Annotated in this window: 13 protein-coding genes, 2 tRNA genes and 1 pseudogene; 8 read left to right on the top strand and 8 right to left on the bottom strand. The window is 42.9% G+C overall.

Annotated elements, in window-relative coordinates:
• Nucleotides 1-531: 531 nt before the first annotated feature.
• On the top strand, nucleotides 532-1473 hold the full coding sequence (locus F6K51_RS09385) for an FkbM family methyltransferase (protein ID WP_293019819.1): 942 nt from the start codon (nucleotides 532-534) through the stop codon (nucleotides 1471-1473).
• Nucleotides 1474-1555: 82 nt separating this feature from the next.
• On the opposite strand, the gene queC is transcribed toward F6K51_RS09385, so the two are convergent.
• On the bottom strand, nucleotides 1556-2269 hold the full coding sequence (queC, locus tag F6K51_RS09380; RefSeq protein ID WP_293019817.1) for a 7-cyano-7-deazaguanine synthase QueC: 714 nt from the start codon (nucleotides 2267-2269) through the stop codon (nucleotides 1556-1558).
• A gap of 291 nt (nucleotides 2270-2560) precedes the next feature.
• Here queC and F6K51_RS09375 point away from each other — a divergent pair, with 291 nt between their 5' ends.
• Nucleotides 2561-3646 (top strand): Gfo/Idh/MocA family oxidoreductase, encoded by a 1086-nt coding sequence (locus tag F6K51_RS09375; RefSeq protein ID WP_143727850.1) that lies wholly within the window; start codon nucleotides 2561-2563, stop codon nucleotides 3644-3646.
• Nucleotides 3647-4300: 654 nt separating this feature from the next.
• Here the strand turns inward: F6K51_RS09375 and F6K51_RS09370 are convergent.
• Nucleotides 4301-5287, bottom strand: coding sequence for an SGNH/GDSL hydrolase family protein (locus tag F6K51_RS09370; protein ID WP_293019814.1), 987 nt, complete (start codon nucleotides 5285-5287; stop codon nucleotides 4301-4303).
• A gap of 198 nt (nucleotides 5288-5485) precedes the next feature.
• On the opposite strand from F6K51_RS09370, the gene F6K51_RS09365 reads away from it, so the two are divergent.
• From F6K51_RS09365 to F6K51_RS09355, 3 genes are all read left to right on the top strand, one after another.
• Nucleotides 5486-5626 carry a hypothetical protein gene (locus F6K51_RS09365; protein WP_293019812.1) on the top strand — a complete coding sequence of 47 codons (141 nt, stop codon included), beginning with the start codon at nucleotides 5486-5488 and terminating at the stop codon, nucleotides 5624-5626.
• Nucleotides 5627-5697: 71 nt separating this feature from the next.
• Nucleotides 5698-5782, top strand: a tRNA-Tyr gene (locus F6K51_RS09360).
• 200 nt (nucleotides 5783-5982) lie between these two features.
• Nucleotides 5983-6054, top strand: a tRNA-Thr gene (locus tag F6K51_RS09355).
• Nucleotides 6055-6107: 53 nt separating this feature from the next.
• Here F6K51_RS09355 and F6K51_RS09350 read toward each other — a convergent pair.
• The 3 genes and pseudogenes from F6K51_RS09350 to F6K51_RS09340 form a co-directional block, all read right to left on the bottom strand.
• A complete protein-coding gene (locus F6K51_RS09350) occupies nucleotides 6108-6458 on the bottom strand; it encodes a DUF5615 family PIN-like protein (protein WP_293019810.1) in 351 nt (116 codons plus the stop codon).
• Between the two features lie 8 nt (nucleotides 6459-6466).
• Nucleotides 6467-6796: a DUF433 domain-containing protein gene (locus F6K51_RS09345; RefSeq protein WP_293019808.1), complete on the bottom strand. Its 330-nt coding sequence runs from the start codon at nucleotides 6794-6796 to the stop codon at nucleotides 6467-6469.
• A 239-nt stretch (nucleotides 6797-7035) separates the two neighbouring features.
• Nucleotides 7036-7140 (bottom strand): annotated as a pseudogene (locus F6K51_RS09340) (IS1 family transposase); the annotation flags it as partial.
• Between the two features lie 90 nt (nucleotides 7141-7230).
• Here F6K51_RS09340 and F6K51_RS09335 point away from each other — a divergent pair.
• Nucleotides 7231-7878 (top strand): bifunctional 4-hydroxy-2-oxoglutarate aldolase/2-dehydro-3-deoxy-phosphogluconate aldolase, encoded by a 648-nt coding sequence (locus F6K51_RS09335; RefSeq protein ID WP_293019806.1) that lies wholly within the window; start codon nucleotides 7231-7233, stop codon nucleotides 7876-7878.
• A gap of 97 nt (nucleotides 7879-7975) precedes the next feature.
• Nucleotides 7976-8449, top strand: coding sequence for a L,D-transpeptidase (locus F6K51_RS09330; protein WP_293019804.1), 474 nt, complete (start codon nucleotides 7976-7978; stop codon nucleotides 8447-8449).
• A gap of 48 nt (nucleotides 8450-8497) precedes the next feature.
• Here F6K51_RS09330 and F6K51_RS09325 read toward each other — a convergent pair whose 3' ends face one another.
• Both F6K51_RS09325 and F6K51_RS09320 read right to left on the bottom strand, forming a co-directional pair.
• Nucleotides 8498-9682 carry a restriction endonuclease gene (locus F6K51_RS09325; RefSeq protein ID WP_293019803.1) on the bottom strand — a complete coding sequence of 395 codons (1185 nt, stop codon included), beginning with the start codon at nucleotides 9680-9682 and terminating at the stop codon, nucleotides 8498-8500.
• A gap of 223 nt (nucleotides 9683-9905) precedes the next feature.
• The gene (locus F6K51_RS09320) at nucleotides 9906-11411 is read right to left on the bottom strand and encodes a pitrilysin family protein (protein WP_293019801.1); all 1506 of its coding nucleotides are present in this window, start codon (nucleotides 11409-11411) and stop codon (nucleotides 9906-9908) included.
• A gap of 822 nt (nucleotides 11412-12233) precedes the next feature.
• On the opposite strand from F6K51_RS09320, the gene F6K51_RS09315 reads away from it, so the two are divergent.
• Entirely contained in the window at nucleotides 12234-12848 is a 615-nt protein-coding gene (locus tag F6K51_RS09315; protein ID WP_293019800.1) for a TetR/AcrR family transcriptional regulator, read from the top strand.
• 59 nt (nucleotides 12849-12907) lie between these two features.
• On the opposite strand, the gene F6K51_RS09310 is transcribed toward F6K51_RS09315, so the two are convergent.
• Entirely contained in the window at nucleotides 12908-13354 is a 447-nt protein-coding gene (locus tag F6K51_RS09310) for a DUF4332 domain-containing protein (protein WP_293019798.1), read from the bottom strand.
• Nucleotides 13355-13448 lie beyond the last annotated feature (94 nt).

Here is a 13448-nt window from a genome sequence, read left to right as displayed (position 1 = left end):
TTGAGTTCACTAGTTTACTTTTTTTTGAGCGTTTATCCTTCACACTCAAGGGTCAAGCGTCAACTGTAACCCTATTAAATTGATTTCAAGCTATCGGTTATAAAATATACCTAGGTTTGACCCCCCAGAGTATCCCGAAAATCACTGCTAGCTCACGGCCTCTCCTTCCTCATCACTGAAAATTTTGCCAAAATGGCAACCAATTACTAATATGTATAAGTCAATATTGTATAGATGCAGGTTTATTTACTCTTAAGTTCACTGCCCTATAAATCCATGTCGAAATGATTAGATTCGGAAGAGGATTAAACTAAAATCCAGGGTAAATAATATCCCCAGAGTATTATTGATTTTTATAATTTTCATAAAATTTAAATTAAGATTGCTTAGGATTGCTTTAATTAACTAAATTTCAATCAGGGTGCTTTACTAAACTATAAGTAAGTCAGTAATATCTCTGTCGAGATAACTACTTATAATTAGTGATATTACTACTGTGCAGTTTAATCAATATAGTTGACGAAAATACCTATGGTATTAAACGCAAATAAACTATCTGAAATAACTATTAAACTAACGGCTACCCTGACAGCAGAACCCTTAAATAAATCTGTTAACTTATGGATGGAAGATATAAATATTCCATCTAAAATAAACTTATCAAAATCTAATCAACATGTTGAACAAATACTTGATAAGTCTAGTCTAATATCTACTCAAAAAAATGGGTGCCCTGTCATCTCCTCAAGTTTTGAAGACTGGATCAGGTCTCCTGCCAATCAGCCATTATCACCAAATCACTCTAACCTAGGGTTAGCTACCAATTTTGATATTCTTAAAGCCGAGGCATTGCTAGCCAATCATAACGATTACCAATTACCTAATCATTTAGTAATCGTTCATGAAAATGAGCAAAAAACTGATGAATTATATCAAGATATATTTGAAAAACAGACCTACATTAAACATGGCATCACTATCCATGATGGGGATTGTATTTTTGATATAGGGGCAAACATCGGTATGTTCACCCTGTTTGCTCAGCAAATCTGTAAAAATGCCAGACTATTCTCCTTTGAAGCCTTACCAGATGTTTTTGAACTGTTGCAGATCAATGCATCACTCTATGGCTCGAATGCCAAAGTGTTCAGTTTTGGACTTTCCAAGCACTCAAAGACTATATCTAGTATTATTCATCAACAGAACATTGAAAAAATTGATTTACTCAAAATTAATGCTGATCAACCTCAGTTAGATATCCTGGCTGGCATCAAGGAGAAGGATTGGGAAAAAATTCAGCAAATTGTGATCGAGGTTGATCAGATTACAGCAGGGATAAAACTAAAGCAGATCACAAACTTACTCCAACGGAAAGGCTACCAGTTAGTGATTGATCAAGAAGTATTGCTGGCAGATACAGGGGTTTACCGTATCTACGCCAGCCGTAACTATCAGCTAAATCAATTCTCTTAGTATCCAACAGCAATTAAAATCCCTGTTGTTCTACCAACACACTGATTACTCAGCTTACTCAGCACCCTTCACACTGAGGCACTCAGCCTTCCTGATAAGTAAGTGGATCGTCCAATCCCAACTCAGCAAAGGCAGCCAATCGCAACCGACAAGCATCACAAACACCACAAGCTAGATCGTTACCTGTGTAGCATGACCAGGTTTTTTCCCAAGGAACACCCAGCTGATTGCCTAATTGGATAATTTCGGTTTTTTTCAGGTCAATCAGAGGACTGACAATTTTAATTCCATTGCCCTCCCTACCTTGTTTTGTGCCCAAATCAAAAGCTGTCTGCATTGCTTGGATATAATCCGGACGGCAATCTGGATAGCCAGAATAATCTAAGGCATTGACACCCACATATACTCCCTCAGCACCAATTGCTTCTGCATAGGATAAGCCAAAGCTCAGAAAAATCGTGTTACGGGCTGGAACGTAGGTAATGGGGATGTCTTGAGACATCTGCTCTAGACTACGCTCCTTGGGTAGGTCAAGGTTATCATCGGTTAACGCTGAACCTCCCCACTGCCGTAAGTCAAACCTGACTACCTGATGTTCCTTAACACCTGCTGCACTAGCAATTGCGTACGCTGATTTGAGTTCTCGTCGATGTCGCTGCTGATAATCAAAGGAAAGGGCATAACACTCATAACCGTCTCCTACTGATTGATACAAAACTGTAGCAGAGTCTAAACCTCCAGATAACAACACAATTACTTTCTTAGACATGATCCAACCAGATATCACAAGTCTCATCAGGATAATGCCTAATCAAACGTTTTGCACTGTTACTACAACTACCAATTAATAATTTCATTGCTCTGTCAACAGACAACCCACAAACTGACACATAGGGTTAGTGTTCCATATTTCGTCAAACCACAATAAGTATAGAACACATGTTTTAAAGGTTCTTTTAGCCTGAGTGGGATGGACAAAGCTTTGAAATTCTTCACATTTATAGTTGCTGTGGTACTATCTGGATGGTTTAAGGCGACTTAGATTAAGTAAATCGACTTATTACCAGTGGTGGAGGAGCAAAAAAGAGTGCAGAATCGTACTTATCAAAGACATCGAGATCATCAAGTCCAGCGCAACTTACCGCAGCCAATCAAAATCGGTGTGATTGGCGTTGGCAATATGGGACAACATCATGCCCGAGTTTTGAGTCTTCTCAAAGACGTTGAAATTGTGGGTGTGGCAGACATTAACGTCGAGCGTGGTTTAAATATTGCCAGTAAGTACCGTGTTCGCTTTTTTGAAGATTATCACGATCTTCTTCCCTATGTAGAGGCGGTTTGCATTGCAGTGCCGACCCGTCTACATCATGAAGTCGGGATGACTTGTCTACAAGCTGGAGTCCATATTTTAATTGAAAAACCGATTGCCGCTAGTATTGCTGAGGCAGAATCCTTAGTGAATGCTGCAGCAGAGTCCCAATGTATTCTTCAAGTTGGACATATTGAACGTTTTAACCCAGCTTTCCAGGAACTGAGCAAAGTTCTGAAGACAGAACAATTGCTGGCTGTGGAAGCTCATCGCATGAGTCCCTACTCTGACCGAGCCAATGATGTCTCGGTGGTTTTGGATCTCATGATTCATGATATAGATCTATTACTAGAATTGGTAGCCTCACCTGTGACAAGGTTAACCGCTAGTGGCAGCCGTGCTTCTGATTCCGGGTATTTAGATTACGTCACTGCTACCTTGGGGTTTGCCAATGGTATTGTTGGTACTGTCACGGCCAGTAAAGTGACACACCGAAAAATCCGTCGCATCGCTGCCCATTGCAAAAATTCTCTGACGGAAGCTGATTTCCTCAATAATGAGATTCTAATTCATCGGCAAACCACTGCCAATTATATGACCGACTATGGTCAAGTGCTTTACCGACAGGATGGTTTGATTGAGAAGGTTTATACCAGTAATATTGAACCACTCCATGCTGAGTTAGAACACTTTGTCAATTGTGTACGGGGTGGTAATCAACCTTCTGTCGGGGGTGAACAAGCCCTAAAAGCACTGCGCTTGGCAAGTTTGATTGAGCAGATGGCTCTTGATGGTCAAGTTTGGCACAACGTAGACAATGGGAATCATAAACTCCATACTTCGGTTATGACAGTTCCCTGTTAACGGCTTTTTGTTGATAATTTAGGGGTCAGTTGCACTTGTAACTGACCGAAATTAGGGGGAGCCCAAGGGGGTAAGGAACAAATCAGTCAAATCCGCTTTGATAAATCCCTTATAGCCCTGACAACTAAAAGTCGCAGCTATAGGTAGGTTAAGCCTTCTCGAAGAGTACAAAGTCTGCCTGGACAGACTGACTTCAACAGGGGGTCTTGAATCCGGATTTGCGATCAACCTTTTCCCCTGTGCGTTTGAACATTTACCGAAAAAATTAGGTAATCGCGCCCCGTCCTTATAGGACGGCTTTATTTTTCAGCTAAAACTTGACAGTTTTCACAGAGCGTGTTATCATCATATGATAAATAAAAAACTAAAAAGCTAGATAAATACTATCTAAAAATAAGTAGGCAACGTAAAAAATATGTATCAGATGCATATTGCGTAATTTGGTCTAACGACTTAAACGTCTATGAAAAAAATTAGATTAAAAAAGTATCTATCTATCTATATAAAACAAAAGGTACGGTGGGGCACACCGAAACCTGGGTCATAGACCAAATACGCTTGGGGAGAGGAGACCTCTATTTTTCCTGGCTCCGGCCTGGTTGAACAAGTCATCTCGTTGAATCAAGAATCCCCGTCCTTCCAGGGCTGGGAGTGTCAACTGACAAGTGTGATAACTGATGAAGCTACCTGAGTTGATATCACTTCACTGACTTTATGATTTCCTTGGGGGCTAAGGTGAATGTGGTCACGGTAAAGTATTTCTGGTGTTTCGGTGTTATTGAACACTGGTAAAAAATCTAGATAAGTAATGTTGTGCTCTTGAGTAAAGTCACTCAAGCGTTTGCGGGCTTTTAACTCATAGTCACGAGGTCCTTTGGTGCCAATTTCCCGGAGTAGGGGGGTCATCCCTAGCACTAACTTGGCTCCAGCAGCATCAGTTAGGGTCTTAATTTCCCCAATGGCCTTGAGATTAAAGCCAACCCGGTCTCCTGGTTCCGCTCTGACTGCTTCCATTTCAGGAATAGCTGGTGCTCTCAGGAGATAGCGACTCCAGATCTCGGCTATGGCTAGGAGGGGTTTTTGGCTGGGATAATTGCGATCGCGTCCCACTTGTACAGAAGTCGGTGCTGTAGCAAACAAGTCATCGGTATTAATAAGTAATACCACTACATGGGCGTTGAAGGTGCCAAAGCGTCGTAGATAGGCTAACTCATTTCGTGGTCCCCAAGAATTAGCAGAAGCATTAAGGACTTCGACTGTTTCAAATGGTTTCTCGTTGGTTAGACTTGGTAAAACGTCTTTGGTCAGCCATAGTTCTAATTGAGATTGGAGCAGTGCTGATATGGTTTGGTCTTGGTCTGTCCACCAAGCCCCATTCGCAACAGAATCCCCCAGTAGGAACACCCGCAGCATGGATAGAGGTGGCTGAGGAGTGGTGGTGGCACTGCGCATGGAATATTCATTAATGACAATGCGGTTGCCAAACCGTCTGGTGCTTTGGTTAGGGGCTAGCAAATAGCCAATTTCCTCATCTGCCAGATAAATCAGGGGATTACCGAAGCCGAGCAGCCATCGTAAACCGACCTCTAGCGCTACCAAGGAACTGACTAGCACTGCCAAGGTTAATAGCAATACTTTCACAAGAAAATCCTATATAATTTATAAATTTTTCCTATAGTTTTGTCTAGGTGTTCAGTAGTGAGATCACTTTAAAAGCCGAGTATAACCGCTCAAAGCTGAGTATACCAAGGTTAATCGGTAAATTTCCCCCTGATCTAGCCCTGGCTATAATCGACTTGTTGGTTAGATCCCTGATAACTCAAACAGGAGCGACAAACTATGTCAGACCTCAATCGTGGCATCATGAAGTTTAAAGGAGCTGATAGCCCCACAGCCGTTGTTATTTCAGCAATTCTGGTTTTGGGCAGTATCAGCGTTCTGATCTGGTGGGCATTGCACAACGCTTACAGCATTGGCTAATCTCCGTCGATTTCCTTAAAAAATTGACAATTCCTAAAAGCTGTGCTAACATTTATAAATGTGAGCTAAAAGGGTCGGTGCCCGAGTGGTTAATGGGGGCGGACTGTAAATCCGTTGGCTATGCCTACGCTGGTTCAAATCCAGCCCGGCCCACCACAATGGTTTGGGATATAACCTAAATATACTTTTGATAAGTCAGCATAAAATTGGCTGATGTTAACCGTTAACTAATTACCATGACTGGTTTAGCGTCGGGAAATCAAAAGCTGATTAATTGATACCTTGGCAGAGTAAATTTGGCCAAAGTACAATAGTCTAAATCAAACCAATAATGTAAATCTAATAATTTAAATCTAGCCCGTGTGGCTCAGTGGTAGAGCACACCCTTGGTAAGGGTGAGGTCACGAGTTCAATCCTCGTCACGGGCTTTTAAGCATAAATTACCGAGTAGTTAGCAAATTGTACAGTGACTAATTATTGGTCACAAAGGCAAATACAGCACAATTCCCTTCCATTCTGCTTGCTCACTACAATCGATCAGTAGTAGTAATTCATCAATTGCCTGTCGAATTGGCATTCGATCATTGACGACAAAGATGCCCGCCATTGACTCTCCTGAAACTAGGCGGTTGTAGGCAAAATCTGGCATCGTTGCACGATCATGAGTTAGAAGGATACGTCCATTAATTGCTGCCCAAGCTAGAATCGCTGGATCATCTACTTCTCGCAACCCAACATCTTGAACTCGTAGTAGGTCAAGATTGGGTTGACGCGAAAACAGCCCTCGAACAATGTCACCGTTGAAATTCTCATCGCTCAGCAAACTCAGCATAACCGTTTCTACTGATTCTGCTGAGATAGCAAACGGGTACGAATTAAGCTGAGATCAGGTTGGATACTAGACAAACGTTGCTGCACTGATTCAGCTAACTGCTCTCTCTGATTTAAGTATGTTTCTACCGCATCTTGGTGTCGAAGGTAGTAGCCAATTGTATTGTAAACATCGGACAAAGATAGAGTCGAGTATCGATGCACAATAGACTCAGGAGATGCACCATCTTGAAACGCTCGAATAACAGTATCTAGCAACACCCTTGAATTTCCAACTCGAATCGCTCCGGTTTCATCTTCTCGCAGAGGCGGTGTCTCACGTTCCAAAACGAGGCTCATAGATCAACTTTCCTAAATCCAGTATAAAACCATCGTAACTTACGTGACTAGCGCAATTGCTCAGTAAACTTAAAAACACTGTCTCAAAATTGGGCGTTGCTGAATATCGAAATGGTTTAACTATAAAGGGGAATTTTATGATAATTTAAATAATAAATAAGAAGCCTAATTGATAAATCGAAGATTTTATTGATGCAAAGCGCGAGTGGGGAGAGACTCCCAAGACCTTGCTGCATCGCTTGTTCAAATATAGAGTAGCACAGAGTGCGTGGATGTAGTCTTGCTAAATAGTGTCTCAATCTTGTATCTTCATTTTCTATGAAAGTCATATAAATTTGATTAACCCAAGTTGCTAGTTATCCAGATGCGATTTGACCGTAGGTCACGCTACGGGAACGCACAAGGGTGTTGAGGTTAACTAATGGTAACTAGAATTGAGGACTGATAACTGGTTAAACCTATTACGACAGCAGCGAGTAATTGCTGTGATTCGAGCATCCTCGAAATCCCTAGGAGATCAGATGGCTAAGACGGTAGCCACTGGGGGTATACGGTTAATTGAAATTACCTGGAATAGCGCTGATGCTCCTGAGCTGATTAGTCAGCTCCATCGAGAATTACCCAACTGTATCATTGGTACTGGCACAATCTTAAACCAATCTCAGTTACATCAGGCAATTGATGTTGGAGCGCAGTTTATCTTTAGTCCCCATGTGGATACAGCAGTTATTAAAGCAGCGGTAGCTGCTAATGTGCCAGTGGTTCCCGGAGCACTTTCCCCCACAGAAATTGTGACAGCTTGGGATGCTGGTGCTAGCTGTGTTAAGGTGTTTCCGATTCAGGCGGTCGGTGGTGCTAGTTACATCAAAGCCTTACTTGGGCCACTCGGTCACATCCCGTTAATCCCTACTGGTGGTGTTACGATAGACAATGCTCAGGAATTGATTAATATCGGAGCGATCGCTGTGGGTCTTTCTGGGAATTTGTTTCCTAAATCCCTGATTGATAGGGGGAATTGGAATGCGATCGCAAAACGAGCAAAACAGCTCAAGCAACGATTAGCCCCTGATTCTCTGAGTTGAGGCTATGATGTTGGTGATTTGTTTGATTGACTGCTAAGGTTATATGTTTTTCCACTGGCTAAATCCGTTAAGAAGCTTGTTTGCCAGTTTCCCACTGATGCTAATCGCCTTGGCTGTCTGGACAACACCAGCGTTGACCAATCCTGTGAGTGAGCAAATCGCTACCAGAGTGATGGAACTACAAGATTCAGAGGAACGCTGGATTGAGATAGACCTAACTAATCAAAGGCTGATTGCTTGGGAAGGTAGACAACCGGTTTATGCAATAATTGTCTCCACTGGTAAAGATTCAACACCTACCCATCCTGGTACATTCACGATTCAATCCAAGCGTCGCAAGGACAGAATGCGTGGTGCAGATTACGATCTGGCCAATGTACCTTATGCGATGTATTACCACCGGGGCTATGCTATCCATGGGGCATACTGGCATCGTAAGTTTGGTACGCCAGTAAGTCATGGCTGTGTGAATGTAGCTGTGGATCATGCTGAGTGGTTATTTGATTGGGCCTCTGTGGGAACACCAATTGTAATTCATCAGGGCGTTGAGGAATTGGCCAATGATCAATGATATCAAGTCTGTTGAATCATGAGTCACTCTACCTGTAGGGTTTGTTTCCTATTTCTGGGTAAGTCCTGTTAATTTCTTTAGGAATAGTTCACCAGCTTCTTCCAAATTCCCATCCAGAGAAAACGTCAAGCTCCGGACTCGAATATCACGAATTTTAACATCAAGGGGTTGAGTTAAAGGAGCTGGATATACTAAAACTGCCTCTTGGCAATCTTGTGTGATGGCATAGATTACTACTTGGTTAAAGTCATCACGAGATGGACTAATAGGGATTTTATACTTAGTATCGAGAATGCAGCATGTTTTCTCAGTCGCTATCTCGTACAGTACTAAATCAATGTAAAAATATAATGTCTTGTCGATGTCTACTCTTTCGAGTATCTTAATGCCAAAGCCAGTAGGTAAGTGCGATTTTAGCCATTCAGCAACAAAGCGTTCATAGAGTTTTGCCATGTTAACTAGAAAGGGCAACATGGTATTACTACCTGTTTGATGACTTGGTCCGCTGTGTTCGAGAAAAAAGCGGCAAAGAGCATGTAACCTTTGGTAATTCTGATTGAGCCGATTATAGTTTCGTCCGATACAATCCCTAGCGCTATAAGGTTGTAGGGTGACAAGGTTTTGTAGGGCATGATAGGCTTGGCGCAACATGGGACTTACTTTAGCGCTATATAAACCCGTGCGAGAGATACAGTGGAGTGTCCAGGCGATAATCTGATTATCTTCGATGTCACTAGTATGTTCGTCGTAATGGCAGTTAAGTTTGATATCCCATGGCTTCTGGATAGTTTGCTGTACATCCAAACGCCCCCGAAGGTATGCTAGTTGACCAGTTGTAGGGATGTAGGTGCGGTAGAGTCCTTGGCGAATGCGATCGCGTATGCCATTAATGAGGATACTGACCAAGTAATCGTAAAATTCTTCTAGAGATTGACAATCAATCAACCCCTCTAGAATGTGAAAGCTTCTAAGGTTATAGGCGTAGTCGAGCATTCCGAAAAGATTGTTTAGGGGGACTTTCGGCTGGAGTTGGATGCTCAGTTCATTGGTTAGGGGAATATAACCTACCCATCCTTGAGAGGTTAGTTGCCAGTAATCCCCCGTTCTGGAGTATTCAAGATTTACTGTTACCTGATTGCTGTATTTTTGCTGCAATTCATCGATTACGGATTCTGGAATCTGGTAGCGTGGGATCTTATCTGGCTGATACTCCGTTAGTTTAATTATTGTCATTTTTTATAGGGCTACGCCCAGGGAACAGGGAATAGGGAATAGGGAGTAGGAAGTAGGGAGTAGGGAGTAGGGAGTAGGGAGTAGGGGTAAGAACATTGAATTTACTTCATAAGTATTTGAAACGCTAGATTCTTAATTCTTAATTCTTAATTCTTAATTCTTAATTCTTAATTCTTAATTCTTAATTCTTAATTCTTAATTCTTAATTCTTAATTCTTAATTCTTAATTCTTAATTCTTAATTCGACCTCATAGGTTGCCAAATTTCTGGCCATACCCATATTGGAATCAAGCGATCGCAATAGGCTAGCCCTTGCCTGAGTTTTTACCCGTTCCAATTCTTGGGGTGAAACTAGTTCAGTTTTGAGCTTTTCAATGTCTTCTGCCAATGCACTTGCCACCTCTTCTACCGTGTGTCCTGGTGCAGTGAGGGCATAGAACAACATTAAATTAGGATATTTATCACCAGGAAAGCCACTAAACCCTGCCGCCGATAGGGCTACTTGTTTCCCTTCTACCAAAGACTTATATAGGCGAGAGGTTCGACCATCACTCAGCAAATTGCCCATAATTTCATAAACCACATGGTCAGGATGGGTAATCCCTGGTCGATGGTATCCTTCCAAATACCAGGGTTGGGAGGGTAATTTCAAGGTAACTTCCTTGGTTTCGGACTGTGGTGGTTCTACCGTAGTGACTTTAGGAATTTCCTTTTGATGGTTGTAGCGTCCAAAGTAGACTTTAGCTAGGCGTTTCACCTGCTTTGGATCCACATCTCCCGCAATAGCTACAGTTAAGTTATTCGGACTATAGTAAGTGTCAAAAAACTCCTGAACATCTTGGCGAGTAAGATTGCGAATGTCTTTGTTGTAGCCAATCACCGGACGCCGATAAGGGTGCTTGGTATAGGCAGTATCCAAGAACGCCTCAATCATTTGACCGATCGGAGAGTTATCAGTGCGCAAACGACGCTCTTCGAGGATTACCTCTTGTTCCTTATAAAATTCTCGAAATACCGGCTCAAGGAAGCGTTCTGACTCTAGGGACATCCACAGCTCTAATTTGTTCGATGGCAAGCTGTAGAAGTAAACCGTATAATCGGTAGACGTTGCCGCATTCAAGCCCACGCCTCCTGATTGTTCAATAATCTGACCTAATTCGTTCTGCTGGACATACTTAGCCGCCTCAGCTTCGACTTCGGCAAACTCTTCTTTTAACTTAGCTACCTCTGCCTCATTCCCAGTGGCTTGATACTCTTTAATTTGTTTTTTCAACTCGTCCAACTTGTCCAGCAGAATTTTTTCTGCCTCATAGTTGGTAGTACCAATCCGGGTGGTACCTTTAAATGCTAAATGTTCTAAGAAGTGAGCCACACCGGTTTTGCCATCCGGTTCATCCACACCGCCTACATCCGCATAGGTAAGAAGAGAAACTACTGGTGCTTCGTGGTTTTCTAGGACAATGAACTTCATGCCATTATCCAGGGTAAACTCAGTTACCCGTTCGATCACCCGGTCTAGATAGGGTTGGATTGAGGTTGAGGGTGATGCTGGGGTTTCAGTACGGGCTAATGCAATAGTCGAGAATGTTCCCCAGATTAGGATTGCTGCCCCCAGATAAGATAAAATCGATAGGGACTTGATAGATCCTGTCTTGAATAAGCACCGAAGTGGTCTTAAGTGATCAGCAACACGCTGGAGAAACACGACCAATCCATTCTGTTTAATCATACAAGGGTGGCAGTAACGAACTTACAGAACTCTCCCACAACGCCCACCGCTTTCTAGGGTGGGATTTAGTGGTACCGCCTTTAGGCGGCGTGAGGTTAACAACTAATAAGCTAGCGTCTCTTCATCAAGTGTTTGACACTCCCCGCCGAAGTAAGAACGGGGATTCTTAGTTCTACGACACGCCTTAAAATTAGCTATCCTGAAAGGCAATATTCAAGCCAAATACCCGTTCAATCAGCAACCAAGCATCAAGCCTAACTTAACTAATCCCAGTGGGCTTATCTCCCTAAGCGCTAGGTACTAGGAGTGTCTAATATAACTGTTTCTCCCTTCCCTCGTTCCCGTGTGCCCCACGGTACGTTATATATTTTGAATTTGCTACTTTACTGGTTTTCGGTATCCGTTAAGACCCATGCGTTTTAGCGGTGCGACCCGTGGCGAATTTAATTAGCCGTTCGCGAAGCGTCTCCTACGGAGAACGGAAAGCGCACCGGCGAGGTTTTTCGCGCCTCGTGTACTAGCATCGCTTTACGTCGTTATTGAATCAGGTAGTACCGACGAATCCTACCTGTGCGCTTTCTACACAATTATTGTATTATAAACCTTTGCCTTGACAAATTCCGGAAAAATCGCCCGTTTATGGGCACCTCAAGTAGCGTGGCCAAAGGCCAGCTTGAAACCCAAATTTTTGGTCACAATCAAGGCATGATTACCATCACCTACTACTAGAAGCTCAAGCCAACTCTGTCTCAAATTTGACAATTATGGGGTGAAGTGTTGGACAATTTGGATAATAGCGCTACAAGTTTCATTTTGACACCCATGGGAATAATTAATCAGCCAACTCAGTCAGAGACAGAGACCAGGCAACGTATCCTGACAGCAGCACGACGTTTGTTTGCCAGTCGAGGTTATAACGGGACAACCACCAGGGAGTTAGCCAGTACTGCTGGAGTCGCTGAAGGTACCCTATTTCGTCATTTTGAAAACAAAAAAGCCATCCTGATTGAAGTCGCCACCCAGGGTTGGATAGACATTCTCACCGATTTGCTCACGGAACTCAGTGAAATGGGCAGCTATAAAGCAGTAGCACAGATGATGCGGCGGCGAATGATGCGTATGGGTGAGAATGCGGATCTGATGCGAGTATGCTTTATGGAAGCCCAATTCCACCCAGAATTGCGCGATCGCATTCAGTCAGAAGTAATTATTAAAATGACGGATGTGGCTGAAGCCTTTTTTGAAACCGCCATTGAGCGAGGCATTTATCGCCCTATGAACCCTAATATTTTGGCTCAGGTGTTCTTGGGCATGTTTGCCGTTGCTGGTTTCAGTCACAATACCATCCTCGATTCAGATGCCTCCCCCAAAGAGATTCAAGAAATGGCAGAAGGCATTGCTGATATTTTCCTCAATGGAGTGTTGGTGAAGGAATAGAGTAGGAATCCCTGAAAATCACAAATTGAAAATGCCAATTGACCATTAAAAATTAAAAATTACCAATGACGAACTAAATCTCGTGCTTGTTTAGTCCATCGTGCCACCTGATCAACACCAGGGCAAAGGTCTCGGCGCTGCATGGTTGCTACCTGTAGGCGTAAAATATTTTGGTGCAAGCGGTGAGGGGGAGTCTGAGCTAGTTGGGTTAAAGAGCATATTCCTGCATGTAACACTAGTCCACAATATTGGCAGCCAATGCTAGGGATACGGGCTAAATCTGCTAGGGCGACCCATTTATTGACGTACTGAGTCTTAACCTTTAACTGGTTAGCTAGCGCTTGTTTAGCTTGGCCAGTGCTTGCCTTTTCGAGCAACTCCCTAGTGGTGGTAATCCCCAATGCTTTGAGTTTTGATTGATCTTGAATACTTAATCCGGGCAACTGCTCAATTGACCAGTCACTGACTTGGGTAGATCTCGGATGAATTTTCGATTTAGTAGACATCTAGACTACCGGGAAATGATGCTTCTAGATTAATCCAGCCGACACCGAACCGCAACAGGGGACTCATACCTTATAGCAGTTCTCTATTGGGTGA

Source organism: Moorena sp. SIO3I8 (assembly GCF_010692325.1).
Classification (GTDB): Bacteria; Cyanobacteriota; Cyanobacteriia; order Cyanobacteriales; family Coleofasciculaceae; genus Moorena.
Note: the sequence above shows the minus strand (reverse complement) of the source record. Positions and strands in the feature narration are given on the sequence as shown.